The organism is Sulfurospirillum deleyianum DSM 6946 (assembly GCF_000024885.1).
Lineage (GTDB): Bacteria > Campylobacterota > Campylobacteria > Campylobacterales > Sulfurospirillaceae > Sulfurospirillum > Sulfurospirillum deleyianum.
Window position 1 is genome coordinate 1,908,703 of record NC_013512.1, and the last position, 21,189, is coordinate 1,929,891.

General features: G+C 41.6%; 23 protein-coding genes. 10 read left to right on the plus strand and 13 right to left on the minus strand.

Features of this window, described 5'->3' with window-relative positions; all coding sequences use genetic code 11:
• Window positions 1-3: 3 nt before the first annotated feature.
• Complete coding sequence (locus tag SDEL_RS09490; protein WP_012857638.1) at window positions 4-423, plus strand: acyl-CoA thioesterase; 420 nt, start codon at window positions 4-6, stop codon at window positions 421-423.
• 50 nt (window positions 424-473) lie between these two features.
• Here SDEL_RS09490 and SDEL_RS09495 read toward each other — a convergent pair whose 3' ends face one another.
• From SDEL_RS09495 to SDEL_RS09505, 3 genes are read right to left on the minus strand one after another with little or no spacing between them, the layout of a single operon-like run.
• Window positions 474-2,192: a sensor histidine kinase gene (locus SDEL_RS09495; RefSeq protein WP_012857639.1), complete on the minus strand. Its 1,719-nt coding sequence runs from the start codon at window positions 2,190-2,192 to the stop codon at window positions 474-476.
• Window positions 2,193-2,249: 57 nt separating this feature from the next.
• On the minus strand, window positions 2,250-2,918 hold the full coding sequence (queC, locus tag SDEL_RS09500; RefSeq protein WP_012857640.1) for a 7-cyano-7-deazaguanine synthase QueC: 669 nt from the start codon (window positions 2,916-2,918) through the stop codon (window positions 2,250-2,252).
• Entirely contained in the window at window positions 2,918-3,496 is a 579-nt protein-coding gene (locus SDEL_RS09505) for a 7-carboxy-7-deazaguanine synthase QueE (RefSeq protein ID WP_012857641.1), read from the minus strand. The genes queC and SDEL_RS09505 overlap by 1 nt, the downstream gene beginning before the upstream one ends.
• A 120-nt stretch (window positions 3,497-3,616) precedes the next feature.
• Here SDEL_RS09505 and SDEL_RS09510 point away from each other — a divergent pair, with 120 nt between their 5' ends.
• Window positions 3,617-4,159 (plus strand): 6-carboxytetrahydropterin synthase, encoded by a 543-nt coding sequence (locus tag SDEL_RS09510; RefSeq protein WP_012857642.1) that lies wholly within the window; start codon window positions 3,617-3,619, stop codon window positions 4,157-4,159.
• A 21-nt stretch (window positions 4,160-4,180) separates the two neighbouring features.
• Here the strand turns inward: SDEL_RS09510 and dut are convergent, their stop codons facing one another.
• From dut to SDEL_RS09545, 7 genes are all read right to left on the minus strand, one after another.
• Window positions 4,181-4,879 carry a dUTPase gene (dut, locus tag SDEL_RS09515; protein WP_012857643.1) on the minus strand — a complete coding sequence of 233 codons (699 nt, stop codon included), beginning with the start codon at window positions 4,877-4,879 and terminating at the stop codon, window positions 4,181-4,183.
• Window positions 4,880-4,903: 24 nt separating this feature from the next.
• On the minus strand, window positions 4,904-5,677 hold the full coding sequence (locus SDEL_RS09520) for a patatin-like phospholipase family protein (protein WP_012857644.1): 774 nt from the start codon (window positions 5,675-5,677) through the stop codon (window positions 4,904-4,906).
• Window positions 5,662-6,429: a UDP-2,3-diacylglucosamine diphosphatase gene (locus tag SDEL_RS09525; protein WP_012857645.1), complete on the minus strand. Its 768-nt coding sequence runs from the start codon at window positions 6,427-6,429 to the stop codon at window positions 5,662-5,664. Before SDEL_RS09525 ends, SDEL_RS09520 begins: the two co-directional genes overlap by 16 nt.
• The gene (locus SDEL_RS09530) at window positions 6,426-7,823 is read right to left on the minus strand and encodes a PhoH family protein (RefSeq protein WP_012857646.1); all 1,398 of its coding nucleotides are present in this window, start codon (window positions 7,821-7,823) and stop codon (window positions 6,426-6,428) included. Before SDEL_RS09530 ends, SDEL_RS09525 begins: the two co-directional genes overlap by 4 nt.
• A 123-nt stretch (window positions 7,824-7,946) precedes the next feature.
• Window positions 7,947-9,341, minus strand: a complete 1,395-nt coding sequence (locus tag SDEL_RS09535; RefSeq protein WP_012857647.1) for an efflux transporter outer membrane subunit — start codon at window positions 9,339-9,341, stop codon at window positions 7,947-7,949.
• A 1-nt stretch (window position 9,342) separates the two neighbouring features.
• Window positions 9,343-12,468, minus strand: a complete 3,126-nt coding sequence (locus SDEL_RS09540) for an efflux RND transporter permease subunit (protein ID WP_012857648.1) — start codon at window positions 12,466-12,468, stop codon at window positions 9,343-9,345.
• Window positions 12,465-13,604 carry an efflux RND transporter periplasmic adaptor subunit gene (locus tag SDEL_RS09545; RefSeq protein WP_012857649.1) on the minus strand — a complete coding sequence of 380 codons (1,140 nt, stop codon included), beginning with the start codon at window positions 13,602-13,604 and terminating at the stop codon, window positions 12,465-12,467. The genes SDEL_RS09540 and SDEL_RS09545 overlap by 4 nt, the downstream gene beginning before the upstream one ends.
• 116 nt (window positions 13,605-13,720) lie before the next feature.
• Here SDEL_RS09545 and SDEL_RS09550 point away from each other — a divergent pair, with 116 nt between their 5' ends.
• Both SDEL_RS09550 and SDEL_RS09555 read left to right on the plus strand, forming a co-directional pair.
• Complete coding sequence (locus tag SDEL_RS09550) at window positions 13,721-14,146, plus strand: bacteriohemerythrin (protein WP_012857650.1); 426 nt, start codon at window positions 13,721-13,723, stop codon at window positions 14,144-14,146.
• Window positions 14,118-14,624: a pyridoxamine 5'-phosphate oxidase family protein gene (locus SDEL_RS09555; protein WP_223295818.1), complete on the plus strand. Its 507-nt coding sequence runs from the start codon at window positions 14,118-14,120 to the stop codon at window positions 14,622-14,624. The genes SDEL_RS09550 and SDEL_RS09555 overlap by 29 nt, the downstream gene beginning before the upstream one ends.
• Here the strand turns inward: SDEL_RS09555 and sstT are convergent.
• Both sstT and luxS read right to left on the minus strand, forming a co-directional pair.
• On the minus strand, window positions 14,621-15,826 hold the full coding sequence (sstT, locus tag SDEL_RS09560) for a serine/threonine transporter SstT (protein WP_012857652.1): 1,206 nt from the start codon (window positions 15,824-15,826) through the stop codon (window positions 14,621-14,623). The two genes, SDEL_RS09555 and sstT, sit on opposite strands and share 4 nt — an antisense overlap.
• Window positions 15,827-15,897: 71 nt before the next feature.
• The gene (luxS, locus tag SDEL_RS09565) at window positions 15,898-16,404 is read right to left on the minus strand and encodes an S-ribosylhomocysteine lyase (RefSeq protein ID WP_012857653.1); all 507 of its coding nucleotides are present in this window, start codon (window positions 16,402-16,404) and stop codon (window positions 15,898-15,900) included.
• Between the two features lie 82 nt (window positions 16,405-16,486).
• On the opposite strand from luxS, the gene SDEL_RS09570 reads away from it, so the two are divergent.
• From SDEL_RS09570 to SDEL_RS09595, 6 genes are all read left to right on the plus strand, one after another.
• Window positions 16,487-18,310: a Na/Pi cotransporter family protein gene (locus SDEL_RS09570; RefSeq protein WP_012857654.1), complete on the plus strand. Its 1,824-nt coding sequence runs from the start codon at window positions 16,487-16,489 to the stop codon at window positions 18,308-18,310.
• Window positions 18,307-18,552 (plus strand): hypothetical protein, encoded by a 246-nt coding sequence (locus SDEL_RS09575; RefSeq protein WP_012857655.1) that lies wholly within the window; start codon window positions 18,307-18,309, stop codon window positions 18,550-18,552. The genes SDEL_RS09570 and SDEL_RS09575 overlap by 4 nt, the downstream gene beginning before the upstream one ends.
• Window positions 18,545-19,309 carry a hypothetical protein gene (locus SDEL_RS09580; protein WP_012857656.1) on the plus strand — a complete coding sequence of 255 codons (765 nt, stop codon included), beginning with the start codon at window positions 18,545-18,547 and terminating at the stop codon, window positions 19,307-19,309. Before SDEL_RS09575 ends, SDEL_RS09580 begins: the two co-directional genes overlap by 8 nt.
• A gap of 75 nt (window positions 19,310-19,384) precedes the next feature.
• Window positions 19,385-19,738 carry a DsrE/DsrF/TusD sulfur relay family protein gene (locus SDEL_RS09585; RefSeq protein ID WP_012857657.1) on the plus strand — a complete coding sequence of 118 codons (354 nt, stop codon included), beginning with the start codon at window positions 19,385-19,387 and terminating at the stop codon, window positions 19,736-19,738.
• 2 nt (window positions 19,739-19,740) lie between these two features.
• Window positions 19,741-20,016, plus strand: coding sequence for a J domain-containing protein (locus tag SDEL_RS09590; protein ID WP_012857658.1), 276 nt, complete (start codon window positions 19,741-19,743; stop codon window positions 20,014-20,016).
• A 70-nt stretch (window positions 20,017-20,086) separates the two neighbouring features.
• The gene (locus SDEL_RS09595) at window positions 20,087-20,281 is read left to right on the plus strand and encodes a hypothetical protein (protein WP_012857659.1); all 195 of its coding nucleotides are present in this window, start codon (window positions 20,087-20,089) and stop codon (window positions 20,279-20,281) included.
• Between the two features lie 46 nt (window positions 20,282-20,327).
• Here the strand turns inward: SDEL_RS09595 and SDEL_RS09600 are convergent, their stop codons facing one another.
• Window positions 20,328-21,026 carry a superoxide dismutase gene (locus tag SDEL_RS09600; RefSeq protein ID WP_012857660.1) on the minus strand — a complete coding sequence of 233 codons (699 nt, stop codon included), beginning with the start codon at window positions 21,024-21,026 and terminating at the stop codon, window positions 20,328-20,330.
• Window positions 21,027-21,189: the final 163 nt, after the last annotated feature.

Here is a 21,189-nt window from a genome sequence, read left to right on the forward strand (position 1 = left end):
TACATGAACACAATGGGAGAACCCCGTATCAAAATGGTAGCCATGCCCAAAGATACAAATCCCGCTGGAAATATCTTTGGCGGGTGGATTATGTCGCAAATTGATATTGCAGGTGCCCTTGCTACACGGGATTTAAATGTGGGACGTGTTGTCACCGTAGCCGTCCACTCCATGGAGTTTAAAGAACCGCTTCATGTGGGAGATGTGATAAGTTGCTATGGGAAAATTATGCGTGTGGGGACAACCTCCTTAACCGTTCAAGTCGAGGTTAATGCGGAGCGCTCCTACTTTGGTGAACGCCGCTGTTTGCATGTCACCAGTGCGGTACTCACCTATGTACATGTCGATAAAGAAGGCACTAAAATACCCATTCCCTACACCCATCAAGAACTTCTTGCTTTAGGCATTGAGAGCAAAAAATAACCAAGAAGAAGAGAGGCTTTTAAAGCCTCTCTTCTTTACATGTAACGCCGTTAATCAATATCATCCTTTGGCAAAACAATGCTCACCATCAAGCCACCCGCTTCGTTACTGACAGCGATAGAACCTTGCATACTCTGCTCAATAATCTGTTTTGCCATATACAAACCTGTCCCACTCCCTTTTGTGCCCTCTTTAGTCGTAAAGAAAGGATCAAAAAGATGAGGAAGTTTATCTTTATCCACACCACCCCCATTATCTAATACCTCAATAATCACATAATGCTCTTGCTCATACACACGTATCCAAATGTGCCCTTTTTCAATACGACGCTCCGAAATAGCATCTTTGGCATTATTAATCAAAACTAAAAAGACATGAGAGAGCTCTTTTTTAAACCCATAGAGTGCCAAATCAGGGGAACACTCAATCTCAAAAGTGATATCATGGTTCGCAATGCCACCATCTGTTATCTTCAAACTCTCCTCAATACATGCGTGCAAATAAAAGAGTATCTTGCCTTTATCGGGTTTAAAAAAATCCTTAAAATCATCAATCGTTGAGGACATATGCACAATAATCCCCCGCAATTTTTTAATCTCCTCTTCCAAAATCAAAGGAGTTAATTTTCTGGTTTGGCTCTCTAAAAAGATGCGGTTAATAATCACACTAATGGTATTAAGCGGTTGCCTCCATTGATGAGCAATATTATTAATCATTTCACCTAGGGCTGCTAGTTTGGACTGTTGAAAGAGCATCCTGTCTTTCAAACGGTTTTTTTCAACTTCCTCTTGAATGCTCTTTTCTAAATGAAGATTCATCTCTTCTATGGCGACTTTGGTTTCAAACGCATCACATAACGCTTGAGCAATCTCTCCATACTCATTTTTTTGAAGCACATACTTTTGTAAAGGTTCCTTGCTTTTTTGTTTTAAAGAGAGGGAGATATCACGCAGAGGAAACGTAATGTATTTAGCGATAAGAGCGATAAAAACAAGCATCAGAATCAGCGTATGCGCAAGATTAAGCTGCATATCTTTCATCCCATAATCATCTAACACCTCACTCATACGATTATGCATATGCAAATAGAGCGTAGCAACGATTGAGCCTCTATAATCTCGTAGCACAATCTCATCAGCAATCATATAATCATTATGCAACGGCGCTAAACGGTTCAGCTGTACCTTAGCAATTCCATACGAGCCTAAATCCTTTAAAAAAGCCTCATCCCAATGCTTGACAATCACCACAAACCCTTTGGCTCTATCAAAAGAGGTGATGCGCTGATCGAGTCTTCGAATTGGGGCAATATAAAACTCAAGAACTTTATGCTCATGGTTGAGAAAAAAGTGTAAAACATGCTCTTGACTGGCATCTAAAAATTGGAGATTTAACCATGTAGGAAGATTATCTAAAAAGGGTTTTTTCGTCTCACTAAAGAGTACCTTTTTGGATGCATTTAAGACATAAAACCCATCAATCGTAAATTGAATCGTACTGCCTTCAAGATTATCCCTCGCCCACTCTTCATCAGGCTCCTCAGCAAATGACGCCAAATCATTCCAAACGGCATAATCTAAAGACTGTTTTTTCATCGGTTCAGACTTGAGCGCTAGAATCTGCTTAAACCCTTCGCTCAGCTCTTTCGCATACCCTTCTGCCATCACTTTGACATGTTCACGCTCTTGAACCCATAAGAAAGATTGTATGCCAATAGCGACCAAAAAGGTCATCATTGCCAAAATAAAAAAAGAGGACTTGACACTCATAAGAGAACTCCTTTATGGATGCACCAAAGGCTCTTCCTTTCTTTACATGTAAGAGAGTCAGATGCCCTTTTCGTAAGCTTCCCAGCCTTGTTTACGCAACACGCATGCGGGGCACTCGCCACATCCATATCCCCACGTGTGTTTCTCACTATGTTCACCATTATAACACGTATGCGACTCATTAAGCACCAAATCCAAAACGCCCTCTTCTTTTGAAAGTAAAAATGTTTCCGCTTTGGTTAAGTGCATAAGCGGATAATGAAACGTAATGTTCGCTTCACTTCCTAAATTTAGCGCAAGTTCTAAGGCTTTCACAAACGGTTCCCTACAATCAGGATAACCTGAGTAATCAGTCTGATTCACCCCAATAATAATATGCTCAATCCCCTGCTTTTGTGCAAACGCATGAGCGAGGGTAAAAAAAATGGCATTGCGATTGGGCACGAAAGAAGCTGGAAGATTGGTGTGTACTCTGTGGTGTGCACCAATATCTTGTGTGCTATCAATCAAGGCAGAATCATTAAGCTGTGAAAACGCATCTAAACTTAACAGCGTGTTTTTTACATGTAAAAGCGAAGCAATCTTTTGTGCTTGAGCAATTTCTACTTTATGTTTTTGCCCATAATCAAACGTAATGCTCTCCACATACTCAAAACGATTCTTCGCCCATCCCAGACAGGTCGTGCTATCTTGTCCACCGCTAAAAACAACCAATGCCTTACTCATTACTCTACTCCTAAAAACTTGTGCAGTTGCACACTCAAAATAAAACGAGGGTTGGCTTTAACAAACGCAATGCAAAAGGCTAAATTTTCTTGATTGGGCGTGTGCGCATTGTTTTGTGGCTGAATAAACAGAGGCTTGTAACTTTTAAAATCAAGCAATTTAGAAACATCTGAATCTTTAGAGACGATAAACTTCACCTCATCATATCCATGTTTTGCAATGTGATTCCAATCTTTAGGGCTATACGTTATCCAGTTGGCACTGGCGATATTTGAAAAATTATAACCATTGGTTTCCACCGATACCGCGTACATATGCGCTTGTAAAAAGTCAATAAAACCATTGAGATCATAAATGCTAGGCTCACCCCCTGTGATAATCACATTCATCGAAGGATACGCCTTAATGCGCTCTAACACCGCATCAAATGAAAGCTCCTCATACGCACCCTTATGAAGCTCCTCATCACAAAAGGAACAGCTCAAATTGCACCCATAAAGACGAATAAAAATAGAAGGAACCCCCACTTGCGTTCCCTCACCTTGAATGGAATAAAACATCTCGACAACTTTTAACATAACACTCTTCTTATTTTTTTATCCTATTATCATAGTCTTTTTAGACTAAAAAGCACGTCAAAAATCTTCTTTATATCTCTTTTTAGGTATCATTTAAGCATCACATATTAAGGTATATCTATGTTATGGCAAATCAGTAAAGAGTTCGATTTTTGTTACGGACATCGTGTCTGGTCGCAACAACTCGACTCCGAATTTTCCCTCACAGGCTGTTTAGCGTGCCGTCATCTGCACGGACATCAAGGTAAAATTGTCGTTTATTTACAGAGTAATGAACTTAAAAACGGTATGGTCACAGACTTTCACCATCTTAATTGGTTCAAACAATTTTTAGACGCAACGCTCGATCACAAATTTATCATTGACATCCATGACCCACTCTTTGAAACGCTTTTACCGCACTTTGCGGATAAACAAAATCTCCTAAGCCACGAAGCAGGCTATCAAACGCCTGATTTAAGCAAAGTGGCGCATGAAGCGATGCATCTCATCGAAATGTATGAAGGGTATATTATCGTCGATTTTGTCCCTACGAGTGAAAATATCTCGACATGGCTTTTGGAAATCATCCAGAAAAAAATGAGTCGTTTGGGAGTCAAAGTATCGCATGTGGAGTTTTTAGAAACTCCCAAAAGCAGAAGTATCGTCTACAATCAAAAGTAGGGTTTTCCCCTACTTTTTTATTTATGCCTTAGCGTAAGCACCCTCAAGTTTTTTATAGAGTGTCTCAATGCTCGGTGCATTTTCGCCTGAAAGGAGTGAAAGCATTACTTCATTATCCTCTTTGCCATTCCACACTTTTTTATAGTAACCCTCTTTGTAACCGTGGTCTTGTCTAAATTGATTCAGGACATTTTTCGCCACGTAAAATTTATACAAAATTTTGAGGTTAATGCCACATTTGCGAGAAAGCGCAAAATACTCTCTTAAAAGCCCATCAAAAAAGTCCACTTCAAAGCCTGTCATATCGTGAATAATGCTCTCAATGTCATTAATAAGCTCCATCGGATCAGCTGATGCGGGAGAAAGTGGCTCTTTGGTGAAGGCTTCAAAGCCTTGTACATCTAAAATATCATGCACCAATTTTTCCAAATCACCCTTGCCATTGGTTTTATAATCTTCCAATAACAAACTCATCACAAAATGCCAAATATCGACAATCTCAACCGTTACATTGTCCCAGTCTGTCGCTTTGTTAATGCTCTTCCAATGTTTCCAACTAAAACTATCAATGAGCTCCGCGCACTCCATGTAAATACATCGCTTCCAGTTAATCATGCGGTTATTTTTGGTATAGCCATTTTCCCAACCGATTCCATTGGTCTCGTCGTTGAGTTTTTGTTGCAACGCAAACATTTGCGTTAAATAATCTCTACTAGTCATCTCTTTCCTTCGTTCATAAAAACCCTAGATTATACTTTTTTGCGCCATAAAAGTCAAAAGAGATTCACTCCCTCTTGCGTATCCTAGCTCAAAACAGCGCATGAGTTCACTAAAAGTAAACAATCCAAACGAAGAGAGTTTAGGATCAGTAATGTAAAGGTCACTCTTGGAAATTTGAAGCGAAGAAGATGCCATAAAGAGCAAAAAGAGTGAGCGTTTGATCATAGATATAAGGGTGTGTTTCTCCTTTACATGTAAAGGGTGAAGATTGACACTGACGATGGGATAAGCGTAGTCTAACAACGGTGAAATGGGTAAATTATCCATAAATCCCCCATCAATCAGCAAGTGTTTGTGATAGGCGATGGGGCGAAAAAGAGGAATGAGCGCAGAACTGGCAATGGCAAGTTTTATGGCATCACCCTTATGAAAACGCATAATCTCTCCCGTGTGCAAATCCACGCAGTTGATGAACGTGGGAATGCGCATCTCCTCCAAAGAAGAGATAGGGCAAATCTCTTTTAAAATAGAAGCTTTTTCGTCAATGCGAAAAAGCCCTTTTTGAAAATAGTTAAACCCTATGACCTTGCGAAACGCCTCACTCTTAAAGAGACGTATCATATCAAACGCACTCACGCCTGAGCCCACACCTGTGGCAATGACTGCGCCAATGCTCGTTCCTGAAATAGCGCCTATCTCAATGCCATGACGCTCACACGCCGCAATGACCCCTAAATGAAACGCTCCCCTTGCTGCACCGCCTGAGAGAGCGAGGGAAATCTTTAGTGTTCCAGACATGAAATAATTTTAAACTCCCCTTCATAGGTCTCGACAATCGCACTGCACGACTCCACCCAATCGCCACAGTTGAGGTACTTGATTCCCTCAATCTCTCGCATCTCCGCTTTATGAATATGCCCACAAATCACCCCATCGTAGTGGTTGCGTCTGGCATGTTCACTCAAAATCGACTCAAAATCGGTGATGAACGACACCGAGCTTTTCACATGGTCTTTGACATACTTGGAGAGCGACCAATGACTTTGGTAACGAAGCTTTTTGCGACACCACGTTAAAACTTGGTTTACATGTAAAAGCATGTCATACCCAACATCTCCCAAAAGGGCTAACCAGCGTTTGGTCATGGTCACACTGTCAAAAAAATCCCCATGCGTGATGTAATACCGCTCATTCTTAAGACTCACATACGCACACTCATCTTTAATTTCAATGGAATCACCCAGTGCTAAAGGCAAAAAGGAGCGTAAAAAATCATCGTGATTGCCCGTAATGTACGTGACTTTGGTGCCTTTTCGAGCTTTTCTTAGCACTTTTTGAATCACATCGGAGTGCGATTGCGCCCATTTCATCTTACGCTTAATCGCCCACCCATCAATAATATCCCCCACTAAAAAGAGGTGCTCACACTCATTGCGTCTTAAAAACTCCAACAACGCTTCGGCTTGGCAAAAGCGTGTACCCAAATGTACATCGGAGATAAAAATAGATCGAAACGAGAGCACCTCTGCTTCGTGGCTTACCTCACTCATGCGTTTTTCAAACTCTCCCCAAAAATATCATCGGCAAAGTGTGAAAACTTACCCCGCACCGATTTGTCCAGTTCAATCGCAAAGAGAGAAATGTGCGTCTGCTCTTTTTTCGTCTGTTTCAAAAGCGAAGTCAAACCATTGTTAAAACGATTTAGGTACATGTTGTCAATTTGACGGTTTGAGCCAATGACGATGGCTTTACAGTTGTTATCCAGCCTTGATAAAATGAGCTGGGTAGTGTTGTTAGAGCTGTTTTGCCACTCATCTAAAATCACAATGGCATTAGAAAGCGTTCGACCCCTTGCCTCGCCTGGCCAGAGCTTTTCAATGTTGTATTTGCTCATAAGCTCTTGCACTTTCTTCTCAATCGCCACTTGCGGTTCTTGGGTATTTTCCCTTTTTTTCATCTTCTTTTTGGCAATAAACTCTAAGGTGTCATAAAGTGCCATGTTATAAATACGAAACTTCTCATCGTTGCCTGAGAGATACCCTACATCCGCACCCTTATCGACACTTTCAATGGAGTTGCGTACATAGACAATTTTTTCGTAACTGCCTTTGCTGACTAAGCGCATCGCCGCCACAAATGCCATCAAGGTTTTTCCACTTCCAGCCCTTGCGTCAATGACATGAATATCATACATGTTTGAAAGCAGTGCCTTCATAAAAAACTTCTGCTTAAGGTTGATAGGTTTAACCTCCAAACCTCTAAAATCCAGCTCTTCATTCAGCATATAAATAATCCCAGCAGGCGAGATAATCGCATGAGCGCTGTTGCCATCAGGACTGACAAACTCATAACAGTAGTTACCACTCTTATGCTCAGGGTCAAATTCGCTGATAAGTTTTTTATCCAGGGTGTTAAAGAGAGCTGAGTCCATGGGGAGTTGTTTGACAAACTCAAACTCAGGCACATCGCTTCTATCTTCTCTTAAGGACTCCACCGTGACATTGTAAAAAAGCCCAAACATACGGGCATACACATCCAAAGAGAGAAAAATGACTTTGTAATCTGGGTAGTAGGTTTGTGCTCCTGAAGCAACCTCTAAAATGCGTTTATCGTTGGATTCGTTGATAAACTGAGAGTCAATGTCGGAGGTGTAGAGGGTTTTAGAGAAGAGGTGAATGGCGATGTCATCATCATAACGCATCTTGACCACACGGAAAAGCTCCCCGCTATCGACCTCTTCTACGGCACATGAGGCAAGCATTCTCGCAAAACTTCGGGCTTGATAGCCTAGCTCACTAAAGTTCTTTTTAAAATCCTCCAGCTCGATAAGCACCGTCTCTGGAATAACAATGATGTTGTTGCCACCATCGCACAGCTCTTTGATAAAATTGGTGTTGTGCAAGATTATGTTGGTATCGAGCACATAAACTTTATTGACTGACATCTCGCTTCCTTTTCATACGAGGATTGTATGAAAACATTATAACAACTTCGTAACAAAAAGGATGTAGATTTTGTGTGCAGAAGGTTTACATGTAAAGCCCAATGACTTTACATGTAAAAAGAATTATTCGCTTTTTTGCTCGATTCCACCGCCTAAAACACGATACAGGGTCACACGATTGGCAAGTTCTTCAAGCCTGACATTAATAAGCGTTTTTTGTGAACTATAAAACGAACGCTGAGAAAGAAGCGTATTTAGATACGTATCGACCCCTTGTTGATAGCGTGCGTCATAAATGGCGTAACTCTTTGCATTGGCTTCCACCAAAGCTTTCTGAGCCTCATACTGCTCAAAAATGGTTGAGCGACGTGAAAGTGCGCTTTGCACCTCACTAAACGCCGTTTGTATGGTGGCTTCATAACTCGCTAGATAAAGCTCTCTTTTGGCTTTGGCATACTCCAGATTCGCATCCCGCTCTCCCATATCAAAAATCGGAAGCGTCACGGTAGGAGCAAACGACCAAATTTTAGACGTTCCTCCATCAAAAAGCCCTGTTAAAGTGTTGGTTCCCACACCCCCTTTGGTGGTTAATGTAATGGAAGGAAAATACGCCGCTCGTGCCACACCGATGTTGGCATTGGCAGATTTGAGGTTATACTCTGCTTCTTTAACATCAGGACGGTTCAACAATACCCCTGAAGAGAGTCCCACGGGAACATCCAAAAGCCATGCGTGAGCGCCCTCTTCTAAGCCTTTTGGCAAATGAACATCCGCTACTTTTGCGCCCACTAAAAGCTCTAAGGCACTTCTATCTTGTGCCACCTGAGTCGTGTAGTTTGCCACATCCGCTCTGGCTTGTTCGTAAACACTTTGGGCATTAAAAAGGGAGACTTTAGTATCCACGCCCAAATCCACCCGTTTTTGCACCACGTCTAACGAGCGCTTAGCACTCTCTTTGGTTTGCTCTGCCAAAGTTAAGAGCGTTTTATCAGCAGCGTAATTCAGCCACGCATTCATCGTCTCGGCAATAAGGGCTATGCGTACCGTTTTTTCGGCCTCTTCTACCCCTTTGTAGGTTTGTAAGGAGGCTTCACTTTGGCTTTTCACTTTGCCAAAAAAATCCAACTCATAACTGCTTAACCCCACGGTTGCGGAGGAACTCTCCGAAATCGCTGTACTCTCTCCTGAAATAGTACGAGCTTTTGAACCTGTGGCAGAAGCGTCAATGCTTGGAAACTGCGCACTTTTACTGACACGGTACGTCGCTCGTGCCATCTCTATATTGGCGACTGCTTTTTTGAGATTTCGGCTATTTTCTAACGCCTGTGCAACCACCGCTTGTAAAGAAGGCTCACGCACAAACGCTTCCCATGCCAAATCCTGAAGCGTGCTTTTTTGCACTGACGTATTCACATCAAAGCTTGAAGGGATAGGCGCATTGGGACGTATATATTCTGGTGCCATACTCATACATCCCGCAAAAAGGAGTGGGATTAAAACCATACTGTATTTTTGCATCTCACACCTCCCCCATCATGGTTGCATGATGGCTACGTTTAGGAAAAAGTCCCCGTACCAACACAAAGAAAAGAGGTACGAGAAAAATCGCTAAAAAGGTCGCACTAAGTGTTCCTCCAATAATTCCCGTACCAATGGAAATACGACTGTTTGCCCCCGCACCACTGGAAAGTGCCAAAGGCAGGACCCCTGCGATAAATGCCAAAGAAGTCATCAAAATAGGTCGAAGTCTAAGCTTCGCTCCTTCAATCGCCGCTTCCACCAATCCTTTACCTTGGGTATACGCCATCTCCGCAAACTCCACAATCAAAATGGCATTTTTAGAAGAGAGTCCTATGGTTGTAAGAAGAGCAACTTGAAAATAGACATCGTTGTTCAACTCTCGCACATACGCTGCTAAAACAGAACCAAAAATACCCAAAGGAATGACCAAAAGGACTGAAAAAGGAACTGACCAACTCTCATACAATGCCGCCAAACATAAAAAGACCACCAATATCGAAAGGGCATAAAGCTTCATCGTTTGACCACTGGATAATCGCTCTTGATACGAAAGCCCACTCCACGCAAAACTGGTTCCTAAAGGTAAGGCTTCTTGAAGTTCCTCCATCCTATCCATCGCCACGCCTGAACTAATGCCATGCGCTGCGGCACCTTGAATTTCATAGGAGGCTAAGCCGTTATAACGTGTAAGACTTTGTGCTCCATAACTCCAATACGTCGTTGCAAAAGCAGAAAAAGGCGTCATGACATTGTCTTTATTTTGCACATACCACAGATCCAAATCCTCAGGCTTTGAGCGAAACGGCGCATCACCTTGCACGTACACTTTCTTCACCCGACCCCGATCGACAAAGTCATTGACATACTTTCCTGCCCACGCAAAACTGAGTGTATTATCAATCTCAGAGAGGGAAAGCCCTAATGCCACTGCTTTATCTTCATCAATCTTTACATGTAATTGTGGTGTCTCACCCAAACTACCTAAACGCACCGAGGTAAAAAGGCTCTCCTCCCGTACCGAATTGACAAAACTATCTTTAAGCGTTTTAAGAGTCTCTCTATCCGTCCCTGCTAAGCCTTGAAGCTGAAAGGTAAATCCATTACTCTGTCCTAACCCCCGAATGGAAGGAGGATTGAGTGAATAGACCTGAGCATCACGTATCTTGGAGAAATTTTGGGTTGCACGAGACGCAATCATATCGGAACGATTGGCAATGCCTTTTCTTTCATCCCAATCGCTTAAGGCAACAAATGCCATACCCGCATTTTGACCGCTACCACTGAAGTTAAATCCTGAAATGGTAAAAATGGCTTCGGTATTATTGCTCTCTTGCCCTAGAAAATAACGCTCTATTTCTTTCGCGACAGCATCCGTACGTTTAAAGGAAGCACCCTCAGGTAAGTTCATCTGAACCATAATATTCCCTTGATCTTCATCGGGTAAAAATCCAGAAGGAAGGCGTAAGATTAAAAATGCCATTGCCGCCGTAATGACACCATAAACCATCATCCAACGAATAGGCTTTGCGATAACTCCTCCCACGCTCATTTTATAACGCTCAATAGAAGTGTCAAACATACGGTTAAACCAGCCAAAAAAACCTTTGTGCGGTACTGCTTCATGCGGTTTGAGTAACGAGGCACACAGCGCTGGTGTCAAGGTCAATGCCACAATGACAGAAAGCACCATCGAAGAGACAATCGTAATCGAAAATTGACGGTAAATAACTCCCGTAGAACCGCTAAAAAATGCCATTGGAAGAAAAACGGCTGAGAGAACCGTGGCAATACCGATCAGTGCACTGGTTATCTCTTTCATAGATTTTTCGGTGGCTTCCATCGCAGAGCATTTCTCTTCACGCATAATACGCTCTACATTTTCCACGACAACAATCGCATCATCTACCAAAAGTCCAATAGAAAGCACGATACCAAACATGGTCAGCGTATTAATGGAGTAACCAAAAATCTCTAACACCCCAAACGTTCCCAAAAGAACAACAGGTACTGCAATCGCAGGAATGAGTGTTGCTCTCCAGTTTTGCAAGAAAACAAACATGACCACAACGACTAAAAGAATCGCCTCAAAAAGGGTTTTAACGACCTCTTCAATGGAAATACGAATAAATTGTGTACTATCACGAGGATAGGCAACTTCGTATCCCTCAGGCATATTGGGTTTCATTTTAGCAATCGTTGATTTGACACGATCCGCCGTTGAAAGTGCATTGGCACTTGGGGCTAACATCACGGCAAGACCTGCGGCTGGATAGCCATTGAGTCGGGTCACATTTTTATAACTCTCACTCCCCAATTCAACCCGTGCCACATCACGCAATCGCACAATCGCACCATTGCTATCACTTTTAACAATGATATTTTCAAACTGTTCTGGCGTTTGATACTGTGATTTTGCTGTCACAGTTGCATTAAGTTGCTGATCAGATGCACTAGGCAGTGCCCCAATGCTTCCTGCGGAAACTTGCACATTTTGATTGCTAATCGCACTGCTAATATCAGAAGGCATCAAACCATACGAAGCCAATTTATACGGGTCTAACCAGATACGCATCGCATACTGCGCACCAAAGACTTGTACTGTTCCTACGCCCTCAAGCCTAGCAATGGGATCTTGCATAGTACTTAAAAGATAATCGGCAACATCCACCGATGTACGGGTGTTACTCTTATCGTATAAAGCAAAAATCATCAAAAAGTCACTCTGTGCTTTGGTGACACGCACACCCTCATCTTGAACCGCTTTGGGTAAACGGGTGGTGATTTGTGCGACTTTATTTTGCACTTGAACTTGCGCTGTATCGGCATCCGTTCCTTTTTCAAACGTCACATCAATGCGTGCCGTACCCGCAGAACTACTGCTAGAAGAGAAGTATAAAAGCCCATCCAATCCCGTGAGTTGCTGTTCAATAATCTGCACCACGCTATTCTCAACCGTTTGCGCTGAAGCACCTGTATAGGTTGTATCAATACGAATAGAAGGAGGTGCAATATCAGGGTATTGTTCCACAGGCAACGTTAAGATAGACCCTACGCCTGTGAGCATAATAACAATGGAAATAACCCACGCAAAAATGGGTCTATGGATAAAAAAGTGAGCGATCATTGTGCTTTACCTAAGCTTTGGGTGACATCTACCACGGTAACACTTGCCCCCGTTCGCACCTTATTGACTCCCTCGACAACCAAACGATCCCCAACATTTAAACCTGATTGAATCAACCACTTATCGCCAATCGCTCTTTGCGTTTGCACTTTTCGTGTTTCGATTTTATTCTCAGCGTTTACAACCATTGCGGTCGCATTGCCTTTAGGATCACGAGAAATTCCTTGTTGTGGTACTAAGATAGCCTTTTCTAACACCGCCTCTTCCACGATGCTTCGCACATACATCCCTGGCAATAAGATGCCATCAGGATTAGGGAAAATCGCACGAAGGGTCACAGAGCCTGTGCCTTCATCGACAGATACTTCTTGAAACTGTAACACCCCTTTGTGCGCATAGAGCGTGCCATCTTCGAGTTTTAAAGAGAGCTTCGTGTTACCTTTGCTCACACCGTGTTGTGCCAATAAAGCACGCAGTTTTAAGAGTTGCGTGCTGGATTGGGTGATATCGACAAACACAGGATCAAGTGCTCGAATCGTTGCGAGTGCCGTGGTTTGATTTGCCGTCACCAAAGCACCCTCCGTCACGCTTGAAATACCAATACGTCCACTAATGGGTGCTTTGATTTTGGTATAGTCTAAATTAATACGAGCGCTTTGTAAAGCCGCTTTTTTCGCTTCTACATTTGCAACTGCTTGAAGGTAAGACGTTTTTGCATCTTCCATATCTTGTTTGGAGACACCTTCTATTTTGACCAACTCTTGGTAACGCTCATATTTTAAACGACTGCTTTGCACACTCGCCTCAGCGTTTGCAAGTGTGGCTTTTGCCTCTTCATAAGTAGCATAATAACTCGCATCATCAATGGCGTACAACACCGCACCTTGTTTCACAAAATCACCCTCTTTGAAGAGTCTCTCTTTAATAATACCACTGATTTGTGGTCGAATTTCCGCACTTTTAGAGGCTTTGGTTCGCCCTGAGAGTTCTTGCTCCAGTGTGAGACTTTGTGTTGCTACGGTATAGGTACCCACACTCACCTGAGTCGCCTTTTTAGTTGGTTTTGTTTGTTGTGTACATCCCACAAACAAAAAGGGGAGGAGAAACAAAAGAGGTGTTAATCGCAGTAGAGTCATGGTCATTCCTTCATAAATATGTGTGACATTCTACTGCATTTTCGTTAACAAAACCTTGCTGGAAAACAAGAAAACCATGCTAAAATAGACACAAAATAGTTTCAAGGGGATACCCAATGATTTTAGAGTGGAGTGAACGTTTCTCTTTACGCCATGAGACGCTTGATACCCAACATCAAGAGCTTTTCAAACTCGCCAATGCAGTACATGCACTTGACCCTGCAACCTCCACCAAAGCAGAACTCTCTAAACTTTTTAAAGCATTTTATGACTATATGGCAAGCCATTTTAAAGAAGAAGAGGCGTATATGCAAAGCCTTCATTATCCACTCTTCCCTAAACATCAAAAGATGCATCAAAGTATTATTGAAGGGATGAATACCATCCTCAAAGAGGAAAAAAGTATGGAAGGCCTGCAAGAGAAGATGAAATTTATCTCTCAAAAGTGGTTGGTGGAGCATATTTTAGAAAATGACCTCAAAATCGAAGCGTGGCGCAAAAGCATTACGCTGGATGAAAATGAGTTTACAACCCTACATTAACTCTTTACCTTTACATGTAAAAAGGACTATCTTGCTCGATTCTCGTATCCGTACTTTTATCAAAAAACACCATCTCTTAAGCCTAGCCACATCCGCCAACAATCAACCCTATTGCGCTTCGTGTTTTTACGCGTTTATAGAAAATGAGCCTATATTAATTATTGCCACCGATACGCAAAAGACACGTCATGGCAAAGAAGCCCTAGCAAACGAAACCGTGGCAGGAGTTATCGCTTTAGAAACAAACATCATAGGGAAAATTCAAGGAGTTCAATTTACGGGGATTTTTAAAGAAGCCACTGCGGAAGAAAAAAGAGTTTATCTTAAACGCTTTCCTTATGCCCTAGCGCTCAATCCAACGCTTTGGAGCATTCACATAACGTATTTAAAATTTACGGACAATACTTTAGGATTTGGCAAGAAATTGGAGTTTTTTGCCCCCAATGTCTCGCCAAACTCATTTACATGTAACGCTTAGAGTTTAATCGGCTCATTGGAACATGCAGCGGTAAAAACCACATCTGTTGAGCTGTTCAGCGCTGTTTCGGTGGAATCTTGAATGACACCAATTAAGAAACCAACCGCAACCACTTGCATCGCAACCTCATCGCTAATGCCAAACAAACCACACGCCAAAGGAATCAAAAGAAGTGAGCCACCCGCAACGCCTGAAACACCAGCAGCAGAAACACTCGCAAGCAGACTTAAAAGAAGTGCTGTGGGTAAATCCACTGAAATACCTAAGGTATTGACCGTTGCTAGGGTTAAAATGGTAATGGTAACCGCCGCACCTGCCATATTGGCAGTTGCCCCTAAAGGAATCGAGATAGAGTACGTATCTTCATGGAGTCCCAATTTCTTACACAATGCCATATTAACAGGAATATTTGCCGCAGAACTTCTGGTAAAAAATGCTGTGACACCGCTCTCTTTTAAACAGGTAAAAATTAAAGGATACGGATTGCTCTTGGTTTTAAAGAAGACCAATAAAGGATTGATAACCAACGCCACAAACAACATGGTGCCCACTAAAAGCACTAAGAGTTTTCCATACCCTAACAAAGCGTTAAAACCCGTTTCTGCAAAGGTTTCAGCCACTAAACCTAAAATACCAAAAGGGGCTAAAGCAATGACACCTTGAACAATTTTAGTCATCGCATCGCTGACATCTTTTAAAACTTTTTTCGTCTCTTTGCTCGAATGATGCAGCGCAATACCTCCCGCCACTGCCCACGTCAAAACACCAATATAATTACCCTTAAGCAATGCATTAATTGGATTATCAACCATGCTGACCACAAACCCTTTAATAACGCCTACAATGCTTTGTGGTGGCGTTAATCCTGCTTCTGGATTGACCAAGACCAAACTGACAGGAAAGGAAAAACTCACTACAACAGCGCTTAACGCTGCCAAAAACGTTCCTATCGCATACAAAGCGATAATGGGTTTAATATTGGTTTGCGCACCCACCTCTTTCGTAGCAATCGCCGTTGAAACCAATACCAAAACCAGCACGGGTGCGACCGCTTTAAGCGCACCAACAAACAATTTACCCAAAATAGACACTGCCATCGCAGCACTCGGAGAAATAAGCGCTATAACTACGCCTAGCACCATTCCCATCAAAATAAGAACAATTAAATTGCTCTCCTTATACCGTGAAACTAAACGCTCCATTCTTCACACCTTTATTCAAATTGAATCTTAAAAATTAGATTGTAGTTAAAAAGTTCTTAGAGCCTCTTAAACTAAACGTGAAGACGATTAAGGTCTAGTTTTAACGCCTCATTATCCATCACCCCAATCCCTTTGGCTAAGATATTTGAAGCAATTTCGTGGGCTTCTTTTAACGAGTGCATCTGATACGTGCCACATTGATAAATATTAAGCTCAGGAATATCTGATTCACTCTTTACATGTAAAATATCTTCCATCGACGCTCTCCATGCCTCAACGACTCTTTGAGGAGCGGGTGTGCCAATGAGACTCATATAAAATCCTGTACGACATCCCATCGGTGAAATATCAATAATCTCAACCCCATCGCCATTGAGATGAGAACGCATAAAGCCTGCAAAAAGATGCTCTAGGGTATGAATTCCTTTTTCAGGAAGAATCTCTTGGTTGGGTTTGCAAAAACGCAAATCAAAGACGCTGATGTCATCCCCTTTAGGTGTTTTCATCGTTTTAGCAAGACGCACAGCAGGGGCAGGCATTTTGACGTGATCGACACAGAAACTATCTAATAGTGGCATTTTCAATCCTTTTTTTTCACGGATTATAGCAAAAAAAGTGTACAATATTTTGCCTCTTCATCCTTACATGTAAAGGAGTTGCGTGAAGCACATTGGTCTTATTGTGATGATGGCTATTCTTGCGTATGCCTTTACCAAAAGTGATATACTGCTCCTTATTAGCTCAGGCATTGCTCTTTTTTTATTTGGAATGTTTTGCCTTGAAGAGAGCTTTCGCAATTTTGCGGGAGGCTTTTTAGAGCGCATTTTACACACACTGACCAACACCCGCTTAAAAGCTCTTTTTTTTGGCATCCTCACAACGAGTATTATGCAATCAAGCTCTTTGGTTTCCATCCTTTCCATCTCCTTCATCAGTGCGGGACTTATCTCTTTAGCAGATGGCATTGGAATTATCTTTGGTGCGAATTTAGGAACAACCACAGGGGCATGGCTCATTGCGGGATTAGGCGTTAAAGTCGATATCGCCATCTATGCGATGCCTTTGCTTGTTTTTGGTACGATGCTTATGTTTTACAACGAAAAGCAGACCAAATATCTAGGCTATCTCCTTGTGGGCATTGGCTTTCTTTTTTTAGGCATTGCCTATATGAAAGAGGGATTTGAAGCGTTTAGAGGAGAGATTGATCTGACACGTTTTACCCTAGAGGGATGGCGTGGACTTTTGCTCTTTACCCTTATGGGCGTGATTGTAACAGTCATTATGCAATCTTCCCATGCAACTTTAGTGCTTCTGCTCACAGCACTCTCCGCCGCACAAATTAGTTATGAAAATGCTCTAGCCCTTGCGATTGGCTCAAATGTTGGAACAACGATTACCGCTCTTTTAGGCGCACTTACGGCAAATATCGAGGGGAAAAAGTTTGCCCTTGCCCATCTGTTTTTTAACCTTTTTACCGCACTTGTAACCCTTTCTTTGATGCACCCTTTTATGGCAATCGTCGATAAAACCGCAGCGATTTTAGGGATTTTAGCGGATGATTATGCCTTGAAATTGGCGTTATTTCATACATTCTTTAACTGCTTAGGAATTGTGCTTCTTTTTCCATGGATTTCACCCTTAGTCCTCCTACTCAACACCCTTTTAAAACCCTCTAAAAGCACGACACCCGCCCAAGACGATGTGCTCTATTTGGATGAAAGTGCACTTGATTTTCCACTGAGTGCACACACCGTTTTAATGAAAGAGAGTAAACACCTCTATCAAAATATTCTAGAAAGTATCACCCAATCACTGAGTATCACTAAAAACGATATAAACTCAGGCATGGATAATGACGAGATTATTGCCCTGCGTAGCAAAGCGATTCCTGTTGATTTGGATGCGTACTATGAACACACTATTAAAACCCTTTATGGCAAAATTATCACCTTTGCCATCACCGCACAAGGCACATTTTCTGAGGAGTATAAAACGGATTTTATTGTGATTAAAAATGCTTCATTGCGTATGGTAGAAGCCTTTAAAGCCGCTAAACATATGCAAAAAAATATGCTCAAATACCTAGAATCGAGCAATCTGGACATTAAAAACGAATACAACACCATTCGAAAAAATCTTATCAACCATTTGCGTACTATACAAACACTCTTTACCACGACGGAAGAGGATGTGGCGATTTTACTATTGAGTAAATTGCAGGTAGATATACAAAAATATGACATAGCCTCCAATAAATCGCTTGATACACTCATACGTACCCAAAAAATTACCTCCACCATGGCAACCTCTTTAATGAACGATACCACCTATGCGTATACCATCGCAACGGAGCTGACAAAAGCAGCGCAACTGCTCTTTGTCCATGAAGAAAAAGGGTTAAAAGCAAGACGAGAGGCACTGATTTTAAACGAAAACGAAGCCATGACGTTAGCACATGAAAACGACCAAAGGAGCAGTTTGTGAGCCAAAAAAAATTTATTTATACCCTTAAAAAACTCTTAGGTATTAGCCCTGCATCTGAAGAACAAAAACAGACCAACGAAGAGATTAGACACTTGATGGGGAAACTAGAACAACACTATCTCTCCTTGAAAGAAGCCCTCAAACACGAAGGAGATGCCAGCAAACGCGAAGCGCTTAAGGAGAGCTTGAGTATCATTAAAGAACAGCTTAAAAAGGGAAAGGATTTTTTACACCATGATTAAAAGCTTGATGCTCTTCCTTCTCTTTTTTGTTGTTGGTTGTGGAACCCCACCTCAGGAAAAAGTCAGTGAACTACTCCAATCCCGCGGTGCGACCAACCTGACACATGATTATAAAAAAATCACCCACTACCTCTATACTTACAAAGAAAAACTCGATATTCGCAATCCAAAAGCCTTTAACAAAGCCTCACAACCCTATATTTTTCATGAAATCAAATACGCTAAAAACACGATTCGGATGCATTACAATGGTGTTTTGCTCAAAACTTATGATGATTATTTGCGTCTGGCTTTTGATAAAAATCCTACAATCCCTGAACGCAATGATTTTCTTATTTTGGGATTGCATAAATTGCTTTGGGAGAGTTACAAAATCGGCGAAGGACATCAAGTCACGACGCTGAGTTACAAAGAAGAGGAATTTAAAAAACTCTACTACTATCTTGAAGTGATTCGTTGGAAAATAAAAACCGCTAAAGACACCAATGGCAACTACCTTTTTACCACATGGCAAAATAATTGGCAAATCGAATTGCACCAAAAACTTCTTAAAGGGGAGCCTCTTTCATGGGATTTAGTTCAAAATCTTCCCTCACTGAGAACCAAACGAGAAAGCCTTTTGGATGCCTCAAATTTTAACTTTGAAGTGCTCTTAACCCAAATGATTGATGAAGTAAAAAGTAGTGCCAAACAAATTGGCAAAGAGCCTGTGGATATTGGGATTGATGCGATGATAAGCCTTGTCTTCTTTCTCTAAGTAATCTTATGTTTTAATCGAGAATTACAAAATAAAGATTATAATTTTCAAAAATAATTTGCATAAAGGAATTCTATGATACTTTTTATTTTCAACAACCAACCTTACGATGGAGGCGATAAAACCTACAATGCTCTGCGCCTTGCAAAATCTTTACATGTAAAAGGTGAAAAAGTAAAAATCTTTTTGATGAGCGATGCCGTGGATATGGCACGTGAAGCAACCCAAAAGCCTGATTTTTACGATTATGATTTGGTTGCTATGCTCAAAGAACTCTTTATGGATGGGATTGCTTTGGGCGTGTGTGGAACCTGTATGACACGCTGTGGCATTCATAAAAACCAACCCTATTTTGATGAAAACATCAAAGGTACGATGGGAATGCTCACCGAGTGGAGCATTGAAGCAGAAAAAATCTTAACCTTCTAACCATGCACTACGAAACCTTTCAAAAAGCCTTAGAAACCTTAGGCATTATTTCGGGGATGGGTAAAAAAGAGATTCGAGAATGCTACCTTGAACTCTGTAAACAGCACCATCCCGACGCCTCGGGTGAAGCAGGAGAGAAATTTCAAGAGATTCATGAAGCCTATCGCCTTTTGATGACCTATACAGAAGAGTTTCGCTTTCGCTTTAGTCAAGAGGAGTTTCAAGGGCAGTTTCCTTTTTCTGATTCTCAAAAAGGGGATTGGCTTTACAAATTCTAATCCTTGATATAACTCAATCTTTTTGGCGCTTTTTTTCATTATAATACGCCAAATTTAACAAGGAGTTCTCATGGAAATCAATAACATTCAAATCTGCAACGTCTGTATGCGCACAAGTGAAGAGAACAGTAATGCTGTTTTTATCAAAGCGATGAAAGGTGGCGAAGAGATTCATACGTGTACGAGCTGTATTCCACACATTATTCATGGAAGTGGTGACGTTGTCAAATCCAACGCACAAGTTGCCGCTGAATTTCAAAAATAACTCTTTTACATGTAAGGATTAACTCCTTACATGTAAAGCGTTTTAACTACTTCATTGCCGCATCAAAACGTGCATTGACCTCATTCCAATTCACCACACTCCACCAATTTTTCAAATAATCTGCTCGTTTATTTTGATACTTAAGATAATACGCATGTTCCCAGACATCTGCCGCTAAGATTGGCATTCCCTTCGCTTCTGTGACGTCCATGAGAGGATTGTCCTGATTGGGTGTTGATGTCACTGCTAATTTTTTATCTGCGGTAACGATAACCCACGCCCAACCTGAGCCAAAACGAGTCGCTCCTGCTTTTTCAAACGCCTCTTTCATCTTCTCTAAACTTCCAAAATCACGCTCAATCGCTTTAGAAAGTGAAGCTGATGGCGTACCGCCTTTTCCCACAGGCGCCATGAGTTTCCAAAAAAGTGCATGGTTATAGTGTCCACCACCGTTATTTCTCACCGCTGCATTGTATTTGGAAATTGATGCCATTATTTGCTCCACACTCATCCCTTTCAATTCAGGATACGTTGCGACTTGCGCATTAAGATTTGAAACATACGCTTGATGATGTTTACCATGATGGATCTGCATGGTCTCTTTATCAATCACGGGCTCTAAGGCATCATATCCATAGGGTAAAGGCGCTAAGCTAAACGCATCTGCTGCCATCAATGCAGGAACAAAAAGCCATGAAAAAACCAGTGCCATCCAACGCTTACGTAGAAGAGATTTTTGAAACATATAACGCCTCCTAGAAGATTTTATAAAGTTGATTTTATCACAAAAATGTCACAACTCTGAATAGATTTTATAGGGAAAAGAATTAAAATACGCTGAGAAAAAAAGGGTAAAAAATGAAATAAAAAACGTCAGAAAAAAGAAGAGAAAGGAGCAAAAAAGGCTT